This is a genomic window from Enterobacter sp. FUJ80071, assembly GCF_038739915.1.
Lineage (GTDB): Bacteria > Pseudomonadota > Gammaproteobacteria > Enterobacterales > Enterobacteriaceae > Enterobacter > Enterobacter kobei.
Genome location: NZ_JBBXKH010000001.1, coordinates 4,082,420 through 4,103,595 on the forward strand (window position 1 = coordinate 4,082,420; position 21,176 = coordinate 4,103,595).

At 57.9% G+C, this 21,176-nt stretch carries 17 protein-coding genes; 11 read left to right on the plus strand and 6 right to left on the minus strand.

The window, feature by feature from the left end:
- Nucleotide 1: 1 nt before the first annotated feature.
- The 3 genes from lsrD to lsrA are packed head-to-tail and all read right to left on the minus strand — an operon-like array spanning nucleotide 2 to nucleotide 3,495.
- A complete protein-coding gene (gene lsrD, locus AAER43_RS19790; protein ID WP_050861461.1) occupies nucleotides 2–979 on the minus strand; it encodes an autoinducer 2 ABC transporter permease LsrD in 978 nt (325 codons plus the stop codon).
- Entirely contained in the window at nucleotides 980–2,011 is a 1,032-nt protein-coding gene (gene lsrC / locus AAER43_RS19795) for an autoinducer 2 ABC transporter permease LsrC (protein ID WP_050861462.1), read from the minus strand. It lies immediately after the preceding gene.
- Nucleotides 2,008–3,495, minus strand: a complete 1,488-nt coding sequence (gene lsrA / locus AAER43_RS19800) for an autoinducer 2 ABC transporter ATP-binding protein LsrA (protein ID WP_050861463.1) — start codon at nucleotides 3,493–3,495, stop codon at nucleotides 2,008–2,010. The genes lsrC and lsrA overlap by 4 nt, the downstream gene beginning before the upstream one ends.
- A 215-nt stretch (nucleotides 3,496–3,710) precedes the next feature.
- Between lsrA and lsrR the strand changes: the two genes are divergently transcribed.
- The 3 genes from lsrR to AAER43_RS19815 all read left to right on the plus strand — a co-directional run bounded on the left by lsrR (nucleotide 3,711) and on the right by AAER43_RS19815 (nucleotide 8,501).
- Nucleotides 3,711–4,679: a transcriptional regulator LsrR gene (lsrR, locus tag AAER43_RS19805; protein WP_023338807.1), complete on the plus strand. Its 969-nt coding sequence runs from the start codon at nucleotides 3,711–3,713 to the stop codon at nucleotides 4,677–4,679.
- A 34-nt stretch (nucleotides 4,680–4,713) separates the two neighbouring features.
- Complete coding sequence (gene lsrK / locus AAER43_RS19810; protein ID WP_023331354.1) at nucleotides 4,714–6,294, plus strand: autoinducer-2 kinase; 1,581 nt, start codon at nucleotides 4,714–4,716, stop codon at nucleotides 6,292–6,294.
- Between the two features lie 185 nt (nucleotides 6,295–6,479).
- On the plus strand, nucleotides 6,480–8,501 hold the full coding sequence (locus AAER43_RS19815; protein ID WP_057057655.1) for an NADPH-dependent 2,4-dienoyl-CoA reductase: 2,022 nt from the start codon (nucleotides 6,480–6,482) through the stop codon (nucleotides 8,499–8,501).
- Nucleotides 8,502–8,583: 82 nt separating this feature from the next.
- Here AAER43_RS19815 and rlmG read toward each other — a convergent pair whose 3' ends face one another.
- Nucleotides 8,584–9,720, minus strand: coding sequence for a 23S rRNA (guanine(1835)-N(2))-methyltransferase RlmG (gene rlmG / locus AAER43_RS19820; protein ID WP_050861464.1), 1,137 nt, complete (start codon nucleotides 9,718–9,720; stop codon nucleotides 8,584–8,586).
- An 83-nt stretch (nucleotides 9,721–9,803) separates the two neighbouring features.
- Here rlmG and AAER43_RS19825 point away from each other — a divergent pair, with 83 nt between their 5' ends.
- The 4 genes from AAER43_RS19825 (at nucleotide 9,804) to sstT (ending at nucleotide 14,046) form a co-directional block, all read left to right on the plus strand.
- Nucleotides 9,804–10,307, plus strand: a complete 504-nt coding sequence (locus AAER43_RS19825) for a M48 family metallopeptidase (protein WP_014885318.1) — start codon at nucleotides 9,804–9,806, stop codon at nucleotides 10,305–10,307.
- Nucleotides 10,308–10,377: 70 nt separating this feature from the next.
- Nucleotides 10,378–11,376, plus strand: a complete 999-nt coding sequence (locus AAER43_RS19830; protein WP_014885319.1) for a Gfo/Idh/MocA family oxidoreductase — start codon at nucleotides 10,378–10,380, stop codon at nucleotides 11,374–11,376.
- A gap of 251 nt (nucleotides 11,377–11,627) precedes the next feature.
- Nucleotides 11,628–12,593, plus strand: a complete 966-nt coding sequence (locus AAER43_RS19835; RefSeq protein ID WP_045281421.1) for a TerC family protein — start codon at nucleotides 11,628–11,630, stop codon at nucleotides 12,591–12,593.
- Nucleotides 12,594–12,804: 211 nt separating this feature from the next.
- On the plus strand, nucleotides 12,805–14,046 hold the full coding sequence (sstT, locus tag AAER43_RS19840; protein ID WP_023331360.1) for a serine/threonine transporter SstT: 1,242 nt from the start codon (nucleotides 12,805–12,807) through the stop codon (nucleotides 14,044–14,046).
- A gap of 93 nt (nucleotides 14,047–14,139) precedes the next feature.
- Here sstT and AAER43_RS19845 read toward each other — a convergent pair whose 3' ends face one another.
- Both AAER43_RS19845 and uxaC read right to left on the minus strand, forming a co-directional pair.
- On the minus strand, nucleotides 14,140–15,627 hold the full coding sequence (locus AAER43_RS19845; RefSeq protein ID WP_050861465.1) for an altronate dehydratase family protein: 1,488 nt from the start codon (nucleotides 15,625–15,627) through the stop codon (nucleotides 14,140–14,142).
- Nucleotides 15,628–15,644: 17 nt separating this feature from the next.
- The gene (gene uxaC / locus AAER43_RS19850) at nucleotides 15,645–17,057 is read right to left on the minus strand and encodes a glucuronate isomerase (RefSeq protein ID WP_014885323.1); all 1,413 of its coding nucleotides are present in this window, start codon (nucleotides 17,055–17,057) and stop codon (nucleotides 15,645–15,647) included.
- A gap of 474 nt (nucleotides 17,058–17,531) precedes the next feature.
- Here uxaC and AAER43_RS19855 point away from each other — a divergent pair, with 474 nt between their 5' ends.
- The 4 genes from AAER43_RS19855 to mzrA all read left to right on the plus strand — a co-directional run bounded on the left by AAER43_RS19855 (nucleotide 17,532) and on the right by mzrA (nucleotide 21,100).
- A complete protein-coding gene (locus AAER43_RS19855) occupies nucleotides 17,532–18,830 on the plus strand; it encodes an MFS transporter (RefSeq protein WP_050861467.1) in 1,299 nt (432 codons plus the stop codon).
- Nucleotides 18,831–18,931: 101 nt separating this feature from the next.
- Entirely contained in the window at nucleotides 18,932–19,708 is a 777-nt protein-coding gene (gene exuR, locus AAER43_RS19860) for a transcriptional regulator ExuR (protein ID WP_014885325.1), read from the plus strand.
- Between the two features lie 343 nt (nucleotides 19,709–20,051).
- Entirely contained in the window at nucleotides 20,052–20,714 is a 663-nt protein-coding gene (gene yqjA, locus AAER43_RS19865; protein ID WP_014885326.1) for a DedA family general envelope maintenance protein YqjA, read from the plus strand.
- 2 nt (nucleotides 20,715–20,716) lie between these two features.
- On the plus strand, nucleotides 20,717–21,100 hold the full coding sequence (gene mzrA, locus AAER43_RS19870; RefSeq protein WP_014885327.1) for an EnvZ/OmpR regulon moderator MzrA: 384 nt from the start codon (nucleotides 20,717–20,719) through the stop codon (nucleotides 21,098–21,100).
- Nucleotides 21,101–21,176 lie beyond the last annotated feature (76 nt).

The following is a 21,176-nucleotide window of genomic DNA, read 5'->3' on the forward strand; positions in this document are numbered from 1 at the left end:
CTTACGCTCCGGAAAGTTTTCTAAAGAGAGAACGCACCCATTCGCGGTGCAGACTCAGCGAACGACCCATCACCACCACAACCAGCAGCGCTCCTGAAAGCGCGCTCGATACCTGGTTGGGGATGCCGACCATCTGTAAACCCTGTTGCAGGTACCCCACCAGCAGCGCCGCCAGCGCCGTACCGACAACCGAACCTGACCCGCCGTAGATATTCGCCCCGCCGAGTACGGCGGCGGTGAGCGCAGGCATCAGCAAATCGCGCCCCAGATCTGACCGCGCGGAACCGAAATAGGAGACCATGATCAGTGCGGCAATGGCCGAGGCCACGCCCACCAGACCGTACAGCGCGTAGGGCATACCGTTAACCGACAGCGCCGCATAGCGCGCCGCACGCGGGTTCTGGCCAATCAAAAACAGATGACGGCCAAAGCGCCCGCGGTGGGTAATCAGCCAGAAGAAAACGGTAATCACAGCGAACAGCACCAGCGGGAGCGGCAGGCCAACGACCGTGAGATTCGCGAACGCGGTAAAGCTGTCCGGGAAGCCGCCGATGCCCTCATAGCCTGTCGCCCCCGCCATGCCGGAAAGCAGCAACGCCCCGCCACCGTAGAGATAGAGCGTGCCGAGGGTAATCACCAGTGGACTGATGCCGGTGTAGTGGATCAGCGCCGCATTCACCAGCCCGCACAGCAGGCCGAGCAGCAGCGTCAGCGGAATGGCCACCGCCATCGGCCACCCGGCCTGCATCATCACCCCCAGCGCGATGGCGCACAGGCCGATGGTCGAACCCAGCGAGATGTCGATCCCGCCGCTGATAATGACAAGCGTGAGCGGCAGCGCCACGATACCGATACAGATGAAGTCGCTGGTGCTGAACAGCAGCATATTGATGTCGAGCATGCGCGGGTTAATGGCGCCAAAGAGCAGGATCTCCAGCACCAGCAAAACCAGCAGCGCGCTTTCCCAGTTAAGCTTCATTTACGCCACCTCTTTTTTGCGTTTGGGAAAGGGAGTGACGTGCTTTCCCCCTCTGTGACCTGGCTGGAAGCGGCCGTATTTCAGAGCCCGCTGATGGCGCGCCAGCGCCTGACGCAGCCGCCCGTCGAGCACCAGTACGCCCAGCAGCACCAGCCCGGCGATAAAGTCATTCCACCAGGCTGGCAGCCTGAACAGCACCAGTACGGTGTCGATTTGGGTGAGGAAGAAAGCCCCAAGCAAGGCACCGATCAGCGTGCCGGTGCCACCCAGCAGAGAGATCCCCCCGAGCACGCAGGCGGCGATGGCCTTCATCTCCAGCCCGCTGCCGGTCTGGTTGGGGACAAAACCAATTTGCGCGGCAAAGACAATCCCTGCGCAGGCCGCCAGCATGCCGTTCAGGGTAAAGGCGAGCATGCGGGTGCGGTTCACCGCTACGCCCAGCTGACGCGCGGCGGCGAGGTTATCCCCCGCCGCGTAGAAATCACGGCCGAACGCGGTACGAGACAGCGTCCACGCGCCCGCGGCTGCGATAATTAACACCACCATACCGAGTGGCGACATGCCGAGGGCAAGCGGTTCAGAGAGAGATTTCAGCCCCGGCGGCAACCCCTCAATCCACTTCCCGCCCGTCCAGAGCAGCATCGCCCCGCGATACAGCCCCAACGTGCCGAGGGTGGCGACAATCGCCGGGATGCGCAGCCCCACCACCAGCACGCCGTTGAATGCCCCGGCCAGTGCGCCAATCGACAGTGCGAAGAGGATGGAAACGGGCAGGCTGTAGCCGCCATTGAGTGCCACGCCGACGGCGATTGCCGACAGCCCAACGATGGAGCCGACGGACACGTCGATATTGCGTGTCAGCATCACCAGCGCGGCACCGATGGCCAGCAGGATCAGGATCTGCGAGCTGGCGAAGATCATCCCCAGCGTTTGCAGGCTGAAGTAAGACGGGTTCAGCACCACCAGCACGGCAAACAGTGCCAGAATGGCGAGAAACGCGCTCAACTCACGGTTCTTTAATAAGGTCTTCATGATTGCCCTCCGAACGCCAGCGCCATCATCCTGTCGAGGCTAACGGCATGGCGCGGCAGCTCGCCGCTGAGTACGCCCTGATGCATCACAAGCACGCGATCGGCAAGGCCCGGGAACTCATCGAGATCGCTTGAGATCATCAGTACCGCAACGTTCTGCGCGGCCACGCTTTTGATGAGCTGGTAGATATCGGCGCGCGCGGAGACGTCCACACCACGCGTCGGTTCATCGACAATAAGGAGTAAAGGATTGGCCTCCAGACAGCGCGCCAGCAGTACCTTCTGCTGGTTGCCGCCGGAGAGCGTACGCACGGTTTGATCCGCATGGTTGAGCTTGATCCCGAGTGCACGGTGATAGCGCTCTACCACCGCCGACTCCCGCTTGCGCTGCTGCCAGAGAGACGGCTCGTTCAGCACCACGGTGTTCCAGCGGATCGGCGCGTCGAGGAACAGGCCGGAAACCTGCCTGTCTTCCGGCAGGTAAACCAGCCCTTTTTCCAGACGTGAACCAGGCGGCTCGGCAGTGATTTCCTGATTCTCCAGCCAGACGCGCCCCCCGCGCACCGGACGCAGGCCGTAAAGCGTTTCGGCAAACTCGGTGCGCCCGGATCCCACCAGCCCGGCCAGGCCGACGATCTCACCGGCGAAGATCTCAAGACTCAGATCGATAAACCCCTCCCCGGTGAGATCCTCCACACGCAGCACCGGGAAATCCTGCGGCTGGGTGCGGCGGTTGCCCGGCAACGCCAGCCACAGCTTTTGCGTCTCGCTCAGAGATTTTTCCCGACTCACTGGCGTCATGGCGGCAATCAGGGCGTTATCGTCAAACTGCGCGGTTTCACCGCTCAGCACCACTGCACCGTCGCGCATCACCGAGATGTGGCTCGAAAGCAGGCGAATTTCCGGCAGCTTATGCGAGATAAAAACAATCCCGACGCCAAGCGCCTGCAACGCGCGGATCTGGCGGAACAGGCGTTCGGTTTCGCCGGGCGTGAGCGAGGCGGTGGGTTCGTCGAGGATCAGGATCCTGGCGTTGCGCATTAGTCCGCGGAGGATCTCTACCATCTGCTGATCCGCCACTTCCAGAGTGCTGGCGGTGGCATCAAGGTTAAGCTGGCATTGCAGCTGCTGGAGCTTATCGGCCAGGCGCGGTTCCAGATCCCGTTCACGGGGCAGGCGAAAGAGGATGTTTTCCCGCACCGTCAGGTTGGGGAACAGCAGCGGCTCCTGCGGTACCAGATAAATGCCGAGCTTATGCGCCTGCGCTGGCGTAAGCCGTGCAAAAGACTCCCCCGCAACCGAAAGTTCACCGCTGTCGGGCGTTTCAACTCCGGCGATGATCTTCATCAGCGTCGATTTTCCCGCGCCGTTCCCGCCCATCAGGGCGTGTACCTGGCCCGCGAGCAGCGTGAAATCAATGCCTTTTAACACCGGCACGCCCGAGAACTGCTTGCTGATCCCCCGCGCTTCAATAAGTGGTGTCATCATCGCTCCGCTATTGAACAAATGATTTTTAGATTTAATAATGTTCAAAAGCGTAGACGGTGAACTATATTTACAACCGTGCAGGGATCACAGTTTTATTGATTAAGATCCAGATAAAACAGAAACCCGCTTAAAGATCCGTTTTGTCGCGTTGCTCACATTTTCCCTTCGCGTCATCACGAACATATGATCTAAATTTTTATAAGAGTTCAATTATGAGCGATAAACGCACTGCGGAAGAAGGACGGTTTGCCGGGCTGGCGCTGGCGGAAGAGGAGCTGGTGGCGCGCGTGGCCTGGTGCTATTACCACGACGGGCTGACCCAGAACGACATCGGTGAGCGACTCGGGCTGCCGCGTTTGAAGATCTCCCGTCTGCTGGAGAAAGGCCGCCAGTCCGGGGTGATCCGCGTGCAGATCAACTCCCGTTACGAGGGCTGTCTGGCGCTGGAAACCGAACTACAGCAGCGCTTTGGGCTGAAGCTGGTGCGCGTGATGCCCGCCCTGAATACGCCGCCGATGAACGTGCGGCTGGGCATTGGCGCGGCGCAGTCGCTAATGGGCGTGCTGGAGCCCGGCCAGCTGTTGGCGGTGGGATTTGGTGAAACGACCATGAGCAGCCTGCAGCACCTGAGCGGCTTTATCAGCTCGCAGCAGATCCGCCTGGTGACGCTCTCCGGCGGCGTCGGGCCGTATATGACCGGTATCGGCCAGCTGGACGCGGCCTGCAGCGTCAGCATGATCCCCGCCCCGCTGCGCGTGTCATCCGCCTCCGTTGCCGGGATCTTAAAACGTGAAACCAGCGTGCGGGACGTGATCCTCGCCGCCACCGCCGCCGACGTGGCGGTGGTTGGCATTGGTTCGGTGAACCAGCGCCGTGACGCCACGATACTGCGCTCCGGCTATATCAGCGAAGGTGAACAGCTGATGTACGCCCGCAAAGGCGCAGTCGGCGACATTCTCGGTTATTTCCTTAATGCCGAGGGGGAATGCGTTGAGGAGCTGGAGATCCATAAAGAATTACTCGGCGTCACGCTCGATGAACTGGCGCAACTGCCCACCATCGTTGGCGTGGCCGGCGGGGAAGAGAAAGCCGATGCGATTTATGCCGCACTGAAGGGTCGCCGTATCAATGGCCTGGTGACGGAGGAGACGACAGCCCGCGCGGTGCTGGCCCTGACGTAACGGGGATGCCCTGCGCTAACAACGAGGCAAGCTCATGAGTTACCTTTTAGCGTTAGATGCAGGGACCGGCAGCGTTCGCGCCGTGATTTTCGATTTACAGGGCAACCAGATTGCCGTCGGCCAGGCCGAGTGGAAGCACCTGAGCGTGGAGAACGTACCGGGATCGATGGAGTTCGATCTCGACACCAACTGGCGGCTGACCTGCCAGTGCATTCATCAGGCGCTGGAGCGTGCGCACCTGACCGCGGCGGATATCCAGTCCGTTGCCTGCTGCTCCATGCGCGAAGGGATTGTGCTGTACGACCGCAACGGCGAGGCCATCTGGGCCTGCGCCAACGTCGACGCCCGCGCCAGCCGCGAGGTGGCCGAGCTCAAAGAGATCCACGACAACCGCTTTGAATCCGAAGTGTATGACGTCTCCGGGCAAACTCTCGCCCTGAGCGCCATGCCGCGCCTTCTGTGGCTGGCGCACCATCGCCCCGACATTTACCGCAAGGCCGCGACCATCACCATGATCAGCGACTGGCTGGCGGCGAAGCTTTCCGGCGAGCTGGCGGTGGATCCCTCCAATGCGGGCACCACGGGCATGCTCGATCTCTTTTCCCGCGACTGGCGTCCGGCGCTGCTCGACATGGCCGGGCTGCGCGCCGATATTCTCTCCCCGGTGAAAGAGACCGGCAGCGTACTGGGAGCCATTACCCATGAAGCCGCGCAGCAAAGCGGCCTGCGCGAAGGCACGCCGGTGGTAATGGGCGGTGGCGATGTACAGCTGGGCTGCCTGGGGCTGGGAGTGGTCCGCGCCGGACAAACGGCGGTGCTGGGCGGCACCTTCTGGCAGCAGGTGGTGAACCTGCCGCAGGTGCGCACCGATCCCGATATGAATATCCGCGTGAACCCGCACGTCATCCCCGGCATGGCCCAGGCGGAGTCGATCAGCTTCTTCACCGGGCTGACCATGCGCTGGTTCCGCGACGCCTTTTGCGCAGAAGAAAAGCTGATTGCCGGGCGGATGGGAGTGGACACCTATACCCTGCTGGAAGAGATGGCGAGCCGCGTGCCGGCAGGCTCCCACGGGGTGATGCCGATCTTCTCCGACGCGATGCATTTCAAGCAGTGGTACCACGCCGCGCCGTCGTTTATTAACCTCTCTATCGACCCGGAAAAGTGCAACAAAGCGACGCTGTTCCGTGCCCTGGAAGAGAATGCGGCAATCGTTTCGGCCTGCAACCTGGCGCAGATTTCGCGCTTCTCCGGCGTGACGTTTCAAAGTTTAGTTTTTGCGGGCGGAGGAGCAAAAGGCGCCCTGTGGAGTCAGATCTTAAGCGACGTCACCGGACTGCCGGTACGCGTGCCGGAAGTGAAAGAGGCGACAGCGCTCGGCTGCGCGATTGCGGCAGGCGCAGGCGCGGGATTATTTGCAGATATGGCCTCAACGGGCGAGCGGCTGGTGAAGTGGAGCCGTGAGTTCACGCCAAATCCCCAGCATCGTGAGCTGTATGACGGCATGATGCAAAAATGGCAGGCGGTGTATGCCGACCAGCTTGGGCTGGTGGATAGCGGGCTGACCACATCGATGTGGCAGGCCCCGGGATTGGTACGGGCAGCGGCGCCGTAAAATACGCCGGATGGCGCTGCGCTTATCCGTCCTGGGGTTTTGTAGCCCCGGTAAGCGCAGCGCCACCGGGGAAGTTCTTTGAGATCTATCACAATCATTCGATCCCGCTTTTACCTTTCCGCTGCCGCTGGCTAAATTAGTAACTCATCCGACCACATAACAATAATTTTACACTGGAAGAGACTATGAGCCGCTACCCGTCGTTGTTCGCCCCCCTGGATCTGGGGTTCACCACCCTTAAAAACCGCGTGTTAATGGGCTCGATGCACACTGGGCTGGAAGAGCGTCCGGACGGTGCCGAGCGTCTGGCGGCCTTCTACGCCGAGCGCGCGCGGCATGGCGTGGCGCTGATTGTCACCGGTGGCGTAGCACCTGCGTCTTCAGGCGTGACGATGGAAGGTGGCGCGGTGTTGAACGATGCGAGCCAGCTTGCACATCACCGTATCGTTACCGACGCGGTTCACAAAGAGGGCGGCAAAATCGCCCTGCAAATCCTGCACACCGGGCGCTACAGCTATCAGCCGAAACTGGTCGCGCCGTCGGCCATTCAGGCGCCGATTAACCGCTTCACACCGCATGCCCTCAGCCACGACGAGATCATAGCGCTGATTGACGACTTCGCCCGCTGCGCGGCGCTGGCGCGTGAAGCAGGTTATGACGGCGTCGAAGTTATGGGCTCAGAAGGTTATCTGATTAACGAATTCCTTGCCGCCCGCACTAACCAGCGCGAGGACGAATGGGGCGGCGACTATGTCCGCCGCATGCGCTTTGCCGTTGAAGTTGTGCGTGCGGTGCGCGAACGAACAGGAACAGATTTTATTATCATCTTCCGCCTGTCGATGCTCGACCTGGTGGAGGGCGGCGGGACGTTCGACGAAACCGTGCAGCTGGCGCAGGCGATTGAAGCCGCTGGTGCCACCCTCATTAACACCGGGATTGGCTGGCACGAAGCCCGTATTCCGACCATCGCCACACCGGTGCCGCGCGCGGCATTCAGTTGGGTGACGCGTAAGCTGAAAGGCAAAGTGTCTGTTCCGCTGGTCACCACCAACCGCATTAACGACCCGCAGGTGGCGGACGATGTGATATCGCGCGGCGATGCCGACATGGTGTCGATGGCGCGGCCGTTCCTTGCGGATGCCGAGCTGCTGTCCAAAGCGCAAAGCGGACGCGCGGATGAGATCAACACCTGCATCGGCTGTAACCAGGCCTGCCTGGATCAGATCTTCGTCGGCAAGGTGACCTCCTGCCTCGTCAACCCGAGAGCCTGCCACGAAACTAAAATGCCGGTCGTTCCGGCGGCCAGCATAAAACGCCTGGCCGTCGTGGGCGCAGGCCCGGCGGGCCTGGCGTTTGCAGTGAATGCCGCCTCGCGCGGCCACAGCGTGACGCTTTTTGACGCTGCAGGCGAGATTGGCGGGCAGTTTAATATCGCCAAACAGATCCCCGGCAAAGAGGAGTTCTACGAGACCCTGCGCTACTACCGCCGGATGATCGACCTGACGGGCGTCGAGCTCCGGCTCAATCAGTTTGTCAGCGCGGCGGATCTGATCGGTTTTGATGAGGTGATCCTGGCAAGCGGGATCGTACCGCGAACGCCTGCGATCGCAGGTATCGATCATCCAAAAGTGCTGAGCTATCTCGACGTATTGCGTGACAAAGTGCCGGTCGGGAAAAGCGTAGCGATTATCGGCTGCGGCGGAATTGGCTTTGATACCGCCATGTACTTAAGCCAGCCGGGTGAGGCCACCAGCCAGAACATTGCCGAGTTTTGCGTGGAATGGGGTATCGACACCAGCCTGAGCCAGTCCGGCGGCCTGCGTCCGGAAGGACCGCAATTGCCGAAAAGCCCGCGTCAGATTGTGATGCTGCAGCGTAAAGCCAGCAAGCCGGGCGAAGGACTGGGTAAAACCACGGGCTGGATCCATCGGGCAACCCTGCTTTCACGCGGGGTGAAGATGATCCCGGCGGTGAGCTACGAAAAGATCGACGACGAGGGTCTGCACGTTACGATCGGCGGCGAACCGCAACTGTTGCGCGTGGATCATGTGATTTTGTGTGCCGGGCAAGAGCCGAGAAGGGATCTGGCGGATCCGCTGCGAGAAGCCGGAAGAACAGTGCATTTGATTGGCGGGTGCGATGTGGCGATGGAGCTGAACGCACGGCGGGCGATTGCACAGGGGACGAAGCTGGCATTAGCGATTTGATTTCTTTCCCGGTGGCGCTGCGCTTACCGGGCCTACAAAACCGTAGGCCTGTGCAAGCGCAGCGCCGCCAGGCAAAACAACCTTAACGACGACGCCCCAGCTTCACCGCCTTCAGCACCACAAACTTGTTGTTCGTCGCGATGGTGACGCAGTTGCCAAAAATTTTCTTCAGCTTGTGGAAGTAGTCCAGGTGGCGGTTCGCCACGATGTACAGCTCGCCGTTGATTTTCAGACAGCGGCGCGCGTGGTGGAACATCTCCCAGGCGACGTTATCCGTCAGGGCATGCTTCTGATGGAACGGCGGGTTACAGAACACGGCTTTGAAGCGGAACGGCTCCACGCCGGAGAGCGCGTTGTTGATCATAAACTCGCAGCGATCCAGCGCCTCTGGCAGGTTAGTTTCCACGTTCAGACGGCTGGAGGCCACCGCCATTGGCGATTCGTCGCTAAACACCACGCTGGCGTCCGGGTTTTTCGCCAGCAGCGTCAGGCCAATCACACCGTTCCCGCAGCCCAGGTCGACGATCTCCCCTTCCAGATTTTCCGGCAGATGTTCCATAAAGAAGCGTGCGCCGATATCCAGGCCGGTACGGGAGAAGACGTTCGCATGGTTGTGGATGGTCCAGTCGGTGCCTTCCAGCTTCCAGCTCAGCGTCTCTGGCGCGTCGGCCAGCTCCGGTGCGCTAAACGTACAGTTGATCAGACGCGCTTTTTTCCAGGCAAGCGTAGTGGTGGTTGGACCGAGGACTTTCTCGAACAGCTCCAGCGTCGACGTGTGGATATCGCGTGCCTTGGCACCCGCGATAATACGGGTTTCTGGCGTGACGACTTTTCGCAGCGCGCGCAGCTGTTGCTCAAGCAGCGCCATGGTTTTTGGCACTTTGATCAGCACTACACCCGGCGCCTGCGGGTACTCCGCGGTGCTGTCGAGGAACTTCACGCTGGATTCGTCGATTTCGTTATGGCGCAGGTTTTCACGCGTCGCCAGCTCGCTTAAGTAAGAATCGCCGATGCTGTAAGGTTTGTGCTCCGCCAGGGCGCAGCCCAGCGCGCCGAATGCATCATTCAGGATCAGAACCGGCCCGAGGATTTCGGTATCATCCAACTGCTGCAGCAGATACTCATCCGCCGCTTCCCACGCCTGAAGCGGGTTAACGTCGTCCGTTTCCGGGAAACGTTTAAGGTTGAGTGAACGGAAACCGTTGTCTAAGTGGCTCATCGGCCCTCCTGAATGGTAAAATTTGGCGTATCCCTGAAAAGGGTGCGTGAGTATACCCGTTTTATTGTCGATTTGGGGCGTTGATGAACCAACTTACTTATCTCCAGGGCTACCCGGAGCATTTACTTTCTCAGGTTCGCAGCCTGATTGCCGAGCAGAAGCTGGGCGCGGTGCTGGAAAAACGCTACCCCGGTACGCACGATTTCACGACCGATAAAGCCCTCTGGCAGTATACGCAGGATCTAAAAAGCCGGTATCTGAAGAGCGCGCCGCCGATCAACAAGGTGATGTACGACAACAAAATCCACGTTCTGAAAAACGCGCTCGGCCTGCACACCGCTATCTCCCGCGTGCAGGGCGGCAAGCTGAAAGCCAAAGCCGAGATCCGCGTGGCGACGGTTTTCCGTAACGCACCGGAAGCCTTTCTGCGGATGATCGTGGTCCATGAGCTGGCGCACCTGAAAGAGAAAGAGCACGACAAAGCGTTCTATTCCCTGTGCTGCCACATGGAGCCGCAGTATCACCAGCTGGAGTTTGATACCCGGCTGTGGCTGACGCATTTATCGTTAAAGAGTAATGCGCAGTAACGCACGCGAATTGTCATGGTGACGTGCTACAGTGGTTAAAGGTTCCCCGCTACGGAGTACGTAAACGTTTATGATACGTTTCGCAGTCATTGGAACGAACTGGATCACGCGCCAGTTCGTCGACGCCGCCCACGAAACCGGCAAACTTAAACTCACCGCAGTCTATTCCCGCAGCCTTGAGCAGGCGCAGAGTTTTGCGAATGATTACCTCGTCGAGCATCTCTTCACCTCTCTCGACGAGATGGCGCAAAGCGACGCCATAGACGCGGTGTATATCGCCAGCCCGAATTCCCTGCACTTCCCCCAAACGAAGCTGTTTCTCAGCCATAAAAAGCATGTGATTTGCGAGAAGCCGCTGGCGTCGAATATCCAGGAAGTGGAAGCCGCCATCGCGCTTGCCCGCGAAAACCAGGTGGTGCTGTTCGAAGCGTTCAAAACGGCCAGCCTGCCGAATTTCCTGCTATTGCAGCAGTCGCTGCCGAAAATAGGCAAAGTGCGTAAAGCCTTCATCAACTATTGCCAGTACTCGTCGCGCTATCAGCGTTATCTGGACGGCGAGAACCCCAATACCTTTAACCCGGCCTTCTCTAACGGCTCGATTATGGATATCGGTTTTTACTGCCTGGCCTCTGCAATCGCGCTGTGGGGCGAGCCGCACGGCGTCACGGCCACGGCCAGCCTGCTGGAAAGCGGTGTGGATGCGCACGGTGTCGTGGTGCTGGATTACGGCGATTTCAGCGTCACGCTGCAGCACTCTAAAGTCAGTGATTCTGTGCTGCCGAGCGAAATTCAGGGCGAAGCCGGGTCGCTGGTGATTGAGAAGATCTCCGAGTGTCAGAAAGTGAGCTTTGTGCCGCGCGGCGGTAAAGCGCAGGAGCTGACGCAGCCTCAGCATATTAACACTATGCTCTATGAGGCAGAGGTCTTCGCCCGTCTGGTGGAAGACAACGAAGTGAATCACCCGGGCCTCGCGGTGAGCCGCACCACGGCGAAGCTGCAAACGGAGATCCGCCGTCAGACCGGCGTGGTGTTCCCGGCAGACGGCGTGGGCGCAGAAGCTATCGCGTAAAGCTGTGTAATGAAAAGGCGCAGACCATTGACGAAACCGATGGTCTGACATATTTTGTTACCTGCAAAGGGGAGTAACTTCTTCGCCGGTGGATCGTCATTACGATGCGTGCAAAATCGCATCCGGTCGCCGGGCAACCTTCGTGGTTGTAAGTGAGACCTTGCCGGAAGGCGAGGTCTATGCATAAAAAGCTAACGGCTATCGTCTTCTGACCATAGCCGTTTTTGTTTTTTATGTGTAAGGAAAATAGTATGCATTCTGTCGGCACTCCAATGTTGTGGGGCGGATTCGCGGTTGTCGTGCTCATCATGCTGGCGATCGACCTCTTTTTGCAGGGGCGTCGCGGCGAGCACGGCATGTCCATAAAGCAGGCCGCCGTCTGGTCCCTGGTGTGGGTCACCCTCTCTCTGCTCTTCTGTGCTGCCTTCTGGTGGTACCTGGCCTCAACCGAAGGCCGTGCGGTGGCCGATCCTCAGGCGCTCGCCTTCCTCACCGGCTATCTGATTGAAAAAGCCCTCGCGGTCGATAACGTCTTCGTCTGGCTGATGCTGTTCAGTTACTTTGCCGTGCCTGCGTCGCTGCAGCGCCGTGTGCTGGTCTATGGCGTGCTGGGTGCGATTATCCTGCGTACGATCATGATCTTCGCCGGTAGCTGGCTGATTACCCAGTTCGAATGGCTGCTGTACGTCTTCGGCGCGTTCCTGCTGTTTACCGGTGTCAAAATGGCGCTGGCGAAAGAAGACGGCTCCGCGATTGGCGATCGCCCTCTGGTGAAGTGGATCCGCAGCCACCTGCGCATGACGGATAAGATCGAGAGCGAGCACTTCTTCGTGCGCAAGAACGGTCTGCTGTTTGCCACCCCGCTGCTGCTGGTGCTGATTCTGGTTGAGCTGAGCGACGTGATTTTCGCCGTAGACAGCATTCCGGCCATCTTTGCGGTGACGACAGATCCGTTCATCGTCCTGACCTCTAACCTGTTCGCGATCCTTGGCCTGCGCGCCATGTACTTCCTGCTGGCAGGTGCCGCAGAGCGCTTCTCGATGCTGAAGTATGGCCTGTCGGTGATCCTCGTGTTCATCGGTATCAAGATGCTGATCGTCGATTTCTACCATATCCCGATCGCTATCTCGCTCGGCGTGGTGTTCGGCATTCTGATCGTGACGCTGATTATCAATACCTGGGTTAACCGCCAGCACGATAAGAAGCAGCAGGTTTAGTGCGTTTTGCCGGGTAAGCTCAGCGCCACCCGGCATTTCCGTTAACCAATAGTTAAAAAACATGACGCAACACGTAAAATCCAGCATTTTACTCTTCCGCCTTGCCCTGCTTTCCCTGATACTCAACCAGGCAAACAAATACTTACATCCGGACATAAATGTGACTTAGAGCACATACAGGATGGAACGCAATTTCACTCAGGAATAACGTATGAGCACACAATCAAGCGGTCTGTTCGCGCGCCTGGCGCAGGGCAGCCTCGTTAAACAAATTCTCGTCGGGTTGGTACTGGGCATTCTGCTGGCAATGGTGTCAAAACCCGCTGCAGAAGCCACCGGGCTTCTCGGCACCCTCTTTGTTGGCGCCCTGAAGGCCGTCGCACCGGTTCTGGTTCTGATGCTGGTCATGGCCTCCATTGCCAACCACCAGCACGGACAAAAAACCAACATTCGCCCTATTCTGTTCCTGTATCTTCTGGGAACCTTCTCCGCTGCCTTAACGGCCGTGGTATTTAGCTTCCTGTTCCCGTCTACGCTGCACCTGACCAGCGCGGCCGGTGACATCACACCGCCGTCCGGCATTGTGGAAGTGCTGCGCGGTCTGCTGATGAGCATGGTATCCAACCCCATCACGGCGCTGATGAACGCGAACTACATCGGCATCCTGGTCTGGGCGATTGGTCTGGGCTTCGCGCTGCGTCACGGCAACGAGACCACGAAAAATCTGGTCAACGATTTATCGAATGCCGTCACCTTTATGGTGAAACTGGTGATTCGTTTTGCGCCAATCGGTATTTTCGGGCTGGTCTCCTCCACGCTGGCCACCACCGGTTTCGACGCGCTGTGGGGCTACGCGCAGCTGCTGGTTGTTCTGGTCGGCTGTATGCTGCTGGTGGCGCTGGTGATCAACCCGCTGCTGGTGTTCTGGCAGATCCGCCGCAACCCGTATCCACTGGTGCTAACCTGCCTGCGTGAGAGCGGGGTGTATGCCTTCTTCACCCGCAGCTCTGCGGCAAATATCCCGGTTAACATGGCGCTGGCGGAGAAGCTGAATCTGGACCGCGATACCTATTCCGTGTCGATCCCGCTGGGTGCGACCGTGAACATGGCGGGCGCGGCAATCACCATCACCGTGCTGACCCTGGCAGCGGTACATACCTTAGGTGTTCCGGTCGATCTACCAACGGCGCTGCTGCTGAGCGTGGTGGCTTCTCTGTGTGCCTGTGGCGCGTCCGGCGTGGCGGGTGGCTCGCTGCTGCTGATCCCACTGGCATGTAACATGTTCGGTATCCCGAACGAGATCGCCATGCAGGTTGTGGCCGTCGGCTTTATCATCGGCGTATTGCAGGACTCCTGCGAAACGGCGCTGAACTCCTCAACCGATGTGCTGTTCACCGCAGCGGCCTGTCAGGCGGAAGACGCGCGTTTAGCGAAGAACGCTCTGCGAGGTTAACAGCAAAGCGGCAACCTCTGGTTGCCGCTTTTAATGTTTTCACCCTCTCCCCGTGGGAGAGGGCCGGGGTGAGGGCACCAGCCCGCACTCAACCTAAAGCGTCACACCACTCTTAAAGATCGCCAGCTCGCGAAAATCGTTCTTCTCATTGCAGGTCTGTCTGCCGCTGGCAAACGCCACGATGGCGTCCACGAACTCCGTCAGCAGCTGCGGCATCGCTTTGCCGTGAATCAGCTGGCCTGCGTCGAAATCAATCCAGTGCTTTTTCTTCGCCGCCAGCTCGCTGTTGGTCGCGATTTTGACCGTCGGCACAAAGCCACCGTACGGCGTGCCGCGACCGGTACTGAACAGCACCATGTGGCAGCCAGCCCCCGCCAGCGCGCTGGTGGCGACCGCATCGTTACCCGGTGCGCTCAGCAGGTTCAGACCGTGGGTATTCAGGCGCTCGCCGTAACGCAGGACGTCCACGACCTGGCTTGCCCCCGCTTTCTGGGTACAACCGAGGGATTTCTCTTCAAGCGTCGTGATCCCGCCCGCTTTGTTACCCGGCGACGGGTTCTCATAAATCGGCTGATTATGGGCGATGAAGTACTGTTTGAAGTCGTTCACCATGGTGACGGTCTTCTCAAACGTCTCTTCGTCGCGGCAGTGGCTCATCAGAATGCGCTCTGCGCCGAACATTTCCGGCACCTCGGTCAGCACCGTTGTGCCGCCGTTAGCGATCACGTAATCCGAGAAGCGGCCCAGCATCGGGTTCGCCGTGATGCCGGACAGGCCATCGGACCCGCCGCACTCCAGACCAAACTTCAGCTCGCTTAGCTTGCCCGGCTGGCGTTTATCGTGACGCATCACCTCGTACAGCTGGTGCAGATGTTCCACGCCCGCCTCCACTTCGTCATCCTGGTGCTGACATACCATAAAATGAACGCGCGCCGGGTCAAATTCGCCCAGCGTGTCGCGGAAGGCATCGACCTGGTTGTTTTCACAGCCGAGGCCAATCACCAGCACCGCTCCCGCGTTAGGGTGGCGCACCATGTTTTGCAGCATGGTGCGGGTGTTGATATGGTCGTCGCCGAGCTGCGAACAGCCGTAGGTATGGCTGAAGAGATGTACGCCGTCGGTACCTTCAGCATCGTGAGTTTCTTTCTGAAAACGCGTCTGGATCTGGCGTGCAATGCCGTTCACGCAGCCGACGGTTGGAAGGATCCACAGCTCGTTGCGGATCCCCACCTCACCGTTCGCACGACGGTAGATCTGCACGTCCCGATCCGCCGCCTGCTCTTCTTCCGACTGAAAATCAGGTTGATAGCTGTACTCGTCAAGATCGCTCAGATTTGTGCAGGTGTTGTGGGAATGAATATATTCACCCGGCGCAATATCCCCCAGTGCATGACCGATGGGCAAGCCGTACTTCACCACGTTCTCCCCTTTCGCAATGGGGATCAGGGCAAACTTGTGTCCACGCCCAACGGCCTGGCGTAACGTCACCGACTGGTTGTTGAAGGTCACTTCCGTCCCTTCGGTTAAATCTGCCAGCGCGACGGCAACGTTATCCAGCGAATGGATTTTGATGTATTGCATATCAACCTCAGACGGCCTTAGTTCAGTTCAATGGCGAAGTAGTCACGCGCATTGTTAAAGCAGATGTTTTTCACCATGTCGCCCAGCAGCTGGATATCGGCTGGCGCTTCGCCTGCGTGAACCCAACGGCCAATCATCTGGCACAAAATGCGGCGGAAATATTCATGGCGCGTATAGGACAGGAAGCTGCGGCTGTCAGTCAGCATGCCGACAAAGCGGCTCAGCAGGCCAAGTTGTGCCAGCTGCGTCATCTGACGCTCCATGCCATCTTTCTGGTCGTTAAACCACCAGCCGGAACCGAACTGCATCTTGCCCGGCATCCCTTCGCCCTGGAAGTTGCCAATCATGGTGCCCAGCACTTCGTTATCGCGCGGGTTCAGGCAGTACAGGATGGTTTTGGGCAGCAGGTTTTGTTCGTTCTGTTTGCTCAGCAGTTTAGATAACTCTTCCGCCAGCGGGCGATCGTTGATGGAGTCGAAGCCCACGTCAGCACCGAGCAGTTTGAACTGACGCTGGTTGTTGTTGCGCAGCGCGCCGATGTGGTACTGCTGTACCCAGCCGCGACGGGCGTATTCCGCACCGAGGAACACCAGCACCGCCGTTTTAAACTGCGCCACGTCGTGCTCGTTAAGCGTTTCACCCGAGAGACGACGCGCCAGAATGCTGTCCAGCTCGGCTTCGCTGGCGTCCGCAAACAGCACCACGTCCAGCGCATGGTCAGAGACTTTACAGCCATGTGCCGCAAAGTGATCCAGACGTTTGGTCAGCGCGGTTTGCAGATCGGCGAAACGGCGGATATCGGTATCGGACACCTCGGCCAGCTTCGCCATGTAATCGTTGAAGGTGGCCTGTTCGATGTTGAAAGCTTTGTCCGGGCGCCAGCTTGGCAACACTTTAATATCGAAAGAGGTATCTTTCGCCACGACAGCGTGATGTTCCAGGGAGTCAATGGGATCGTCGGTGGTACCCACCATCTTCACGTTCATCTGCTTCATGATACCGCGTGCGGAGAAGTTATCCTGCGCCAGCAGTTCGTTGCACTGGTCCCAGATTTCATCCGCAGTGGCAGGTGAAAGCAGTTTTCCGGTGATGCCAAACGGACGGCGCAGTTCCAGATGGGTCCAGTGAAAGAGCGGGTTGCCGATCGTATGTGGAACGGTCGCGGCCCAGGCGTCAAACTTCTCGCGGTCGCTGGCGTCGCCGGTACACAGGCGCTCAGCCACACCGTTGGTGCGCATCGCACGCCATTTATAGTGGTCACCCTTCAGCCAGATGTCATACAGGTTTTTGAAACGGTAATTTTCGGCAACCTGCTGCGGCGGCAAGTGGCAGTGGTAGTCGAAAATCGGCTGGTCTTTGGCATAGTCATGGTATAGACGGCGAGCAAATTCGGTATCTAGCAGAAAATCGTCGGTCATAAACGGCGTCATTATCGTCATCCTCATTACGGGAGCGTCAGAAAGCGTATGTTCATATGCTGCAAAGTTATCACACCAATTTCCATCAGCAGACGTTTTTTTCGTGAGTAAGATCAATAAATGCCAACAAATAAATCCCCATGAATGACGTAAACTCTTCTCAACCCCGCGCCAGTACTGCCTTCATCCGCAAAGCAGAATGCCCACACAAATAATCATACATTTGTGATGTCACTCACCTTTTAAAGTTGTATGACAAGTTATCTTTTCGCCGTCGCAAACCATAAGCCGACGGAATGCATTGCCGGTGTGAAACATCGGATTTAACGGTACGGATACCGACTGAAAGACGCTTACTGATGGCAAAGTTCGGGCCGTTCCGGAAACACCTTCCGGCTACGCCCCTCCCGTTACACAGCTGCTCCCGGAAACGGTTGAGAGGTTGCCGTGCTCTGGCACGGAAATAACATAACGATGAGGTTTTAGATGCGTAAAATTAAAGGGTTACGTTGGTATATGATCGCACTGGTGACGCTGGGCACCGTGCTGGGCTACCTGACGCGTAACACCATAGCGGCGGCGGCGCCTACGCTAATGGAAGAGCTGCACATTTCAACCCAGCAATATTCCTACATCATTGCGGCCTACTCCGCGGCTTATACCATTATGCAGCCGGTTGCTGGCTATGTTCTGGATATTTTAGGCACCAAAATCGGCTATGCCTTCTTCGCCGTCACCTGGGCCATTTTCTGTGGCGCAACGGCGCTGGCAGGCAGCTGGGGCGGGCTCGCGCTGGCGCGTGGTGCAGTAGGTGCCGCCGAAGCGGCAATGATCCCGGCAGGGCTGAAAGCCAGCTCCGAATGGTTCCCGGCGAAAGAGCGTTCCATTGCTGTCGGATACTTCAACGTGGGGTCGTCGATTGGCGCGATGATTGCACCGCCGCTGGTGGTGTGGGCTATCGTGATGCACAGCTGGCAGCTGGCGTTCATTATCTCAGGCGTGCTGAGCTTCGCATGGGCAATGGCGTGGCTGATTTTCTACAAGCATCCGCGCGACCAGAAAAAACTCTCCGAAGAAGAACGCGAATACATTATTGGCGGTCAGGAAGCGCAGCATCAGGTCAACAACGGCAAGAAACTGTCCGTCTGGCAGATCCTGGGCACCCGTCAGTTCTGGGGTATTGCCCTGCCGCGCTTCCTCGCTGAGCCTGCCTGGGGGACGTTCAACGCGTGGATCCCGCTGTTCATGTTTAAAGTCTATGGCTTTAACCTGAAAGAGATCGCGATGTTCGTCTGGATGCCGATGCTGTTCGCCGATCTGGGCTGTATCGTGGGTGGCTACCTGCCCCCGCTGTTCCAGCGCTGGTTTGGTGTGAACCTGATTGTCTCCCGTAAAATGGTCGTGACCATGGGCGCGCTGCTGATGATTGGACCGGGGATGATTGGCCTGTTCACCAGCCCTTACGTGGCTATCGCGCTGCTGTGCGTTGGCGGTTTTGCTCACCAGTCACTTTCCGGCGCGCTGATTACGCTCTCGTCTGACGTCTTCGGCCGTAATGAAGTCGCCACCGCTAACGGCCTGACCGGGATGGCGGCATGGACTGCAAGTACGCTGTTTGCGCTGGTAGTGGGTGCCCTGGCAGACACCATCGGCTTTAGCCCGCTGTTCGCCGTGCTGGCCGTCTTCGACCTGATGGGTGCGGTAGTGATCTGGACGGTACTGAAAAACAAATCCGCCGAGGAGCTGCAGAAAGAGACGCTCGGGAAACCGGCCACGCAGAGTTAGCATCGCTGTGCCGGGTGGCGGCTTTTTTCATGTCAAAATCTGGAGAGTGGCACGCAGAAGTGGTATAACAAATCATCTGCCGTACCCTGCCTGGAGCGCATATGGACATCACCGAACCACGTCGTTTATATCAACAACTTGCTGCGGAGCTGAAAGATCGCATCGAGCAAGGCGTCTATCTTGTCGGTGATAAACTTCCCGCCGAGCGTTTCATTGCCGATGAAAAAAGCGTGAGCCGTACCGTCGTGCGTGAAGCCATTATCATGCTGGAAGTGGAAGGCTATGTTGAGGTCCGCAAAGGCTCCGGTATTCATGTGATTTCCAATCAGCCTAAACACTCTCCGGTAACGGATGAAAGTCTGGAATTCGCCAGCTATGGTCCGTTTGAGCTGCTCCAGGCTCGCCAGTTAATCGAAAGCAATATTGCCGAATTTGCCGCGACGCAGGTGACCAAGCAGGACATCATGAAGTTGATGGAAATCCAGGAGAACGCCCGCAAAGAAAAATGTTTCCGGGATTCTGAGTGGGATCTGCAGTTTCACGTCCAGGTTGCGCTGGCAACCCAGAATACGGCGCTGGCGGCAATCGTTGAGAAAATGTGGACTCAGCGCGTTCACAACCCTTACTGGAAAAAACTGCACGATCATATCGATTCCCGCACCGTCGACAACTGGTGTGACGATCATGATCAAATCCTTAAAGCGCTGATTCGTAAAGATCCTCACGCGGCAAAACTGGCGATGTGGCAACATCTGGAAAACACCAAGCAGATGCTGTTCAATGAAACCAGCGACGACTTCGAATTTAACGCGGACCGCTATCTTTTTGCTGATAATCCAGTGGTTCATCTTGATACGGCACCCAGTGCCGCAAAATAGATGACCTTTCTGCTGGCAGGCGCTTCGCTGCGCCTTCCGGCTCAAGTGGGTAAGCAAAACATATATAGTGTCAGCCTTTGTAAATCCCCTCGCTCACTTCCAGGGCTTACGCCAAAATCACCTCACCCTGCAAATTCTGTGACGCAGAACGTTGGGCTTTGTTACAATTGGATTCACTTCGTTATTTTGTAAGTTAGTGCTTGCTAACCAGCCAATTAACAGGGAACAGTGTTGGCCACACCGCAATGTGTCCGCGAGCGACCATAATGAAATCACAACAATGTCGCCGTACTGTTTGTCCCGGCTAACAGGCGTGACGTTAACCGATTTCCAGGAACACTGAATGGAACTTTTGACTCAACTACTGCAAGCCCTCTGGGCGCAGGATTTTGAAACGCTGGCCAACCCTTCCATGATTGGCATGCTCTATTTTGTCTTATTTATGATCCTGTTCCTGGAGAATGGTTTGCTGCCTGCGGCCTTCTTACCGGGTGACAGTTTGCTGGTGCTTGTCGGTGTGCTGTGTGCCAAAGGGGCAATGGCATTCCCGCAAACCGTTTTATTACTGACCATCGCGGCCAGCCTCGGCTGCTGGGTGAGTTATATCCAGGGAAGATGGCTGGGCAATACCCGGATCGTACAGAACTGGCTTTCTCATCTGCCGGCGCATTACCACCAGCGGGCGCATCACCTTTTCCATAAGCACGGGCTTTCCGCACTGCTGATGGGCCGCTTTATTGCCTTTGTGCGCACCCTGCTGCCCACCATTGCCGGGCTGTCCGGGTTGAGCAGCACGCGCTTCCAGTTCTTTAACTGGATGAGCGGCCTGCTGTGGGTGCTGATCCTGACGACGCTGGGCTATGCGCTGGGTAAAACGCCGGTCTTCATGAAATATGAAGATCAGCTGATGTCCTGTCTGATGCTGCTTCCAGTGGTTCTGCTGGTCTTCGGCCTGATTGGCTCGCTGGTTGTTCTGTGGAAGAAAAAGTACGGAGCGCGAGGTTAACGATGGTTATCTCTCCCCTCGCCCTGCGCCGTTCTGCCTGTGCATTCATTGTACTGATGTTCCTCTGCGCCCTTCTGCTGGCCTGGAGCGCGCTTTCACATGAGGAATCTACGCTGGCCATTCGTCCGGTTAATCAGGGCGCCAGCGTGCCCGACGGTTTCTCTGTCTGGCATCATCTGGACGCGAACGGGATCCGCTTTAAAAGCATTACGCCGAAAGACGATGTGCTACTGATCAAGTTTGACTCCCGCACGCAGAGCGCTGCGGCGAAAGCGGTTCTTGACCGTACGCTGCCGCGTGGGTATATCATTGCCCAGCAGGAAGATGACAACCAGCCAGCGGCGTGGCTGTCATTGATTCGCGATACGTCGCATCGGTTTGGATAATTACCAGGATTCCGAATCTTTTCACTCACTTTGGTGAATCCCCCGTTTACTTACTATGCTTAAGTACGCGGAGCAC